This window comes from Gilvimarinus sp. 1_MG-2023 (assembly GCF_030548285.1).
The window spans coordinates 1-305 of sequence record NZ_JAUOSC010000677.1 but is presented as its reverse complement, the minus strand read 5'-3'; the positions used below and the strand labels follow the sequence as shown (position 1 = coordinate 305).

Annotated in this window: 1 protein-coding gene; it reads right to left on the bottom strand. The window is 57.4% G+C overall.

Annotation, left to right across the window (positions count from 1 at the left end):
* Positions 1 to 280: EAL domain-containing protein (locus tag Q4563_RS18575; RefSeq protein ID WP_303605560.1), on the bottom strand; the 280-nt coding region annotated here is incomplete at its 3' end.
* Positions 281 to 305 lie beyond the last annotated feature (25 nt).

Below are 305 nucleotides of genomic sequence, written 5' to 3'. Positions count from 1 at the left end.
GGCCTTGCTCGCGCCAGTCCAGAAATTGTCGGCAGGCTTGTTCCACCGCCCACTGTCCCATATCGTGAATCTGACCCGTGGTTTCCGCCATCGGGATAATTTCCAGCGGCGAGACACTGCCCAGCCGTGGATGCCGCCACCGCATCAATGCCTCAACCCGTCGTGGCTGTTTGTCCCCAAAACGGAATTGTGGCTGATACATCATCCCCAGCTGACCCAGATCGACAGCCTCACGCAAATCGTGATCCAGCACCGAGCGCTCGTTCAGGGTTTCCAGCATGAATGCTTCATAGAAGCACAATGCC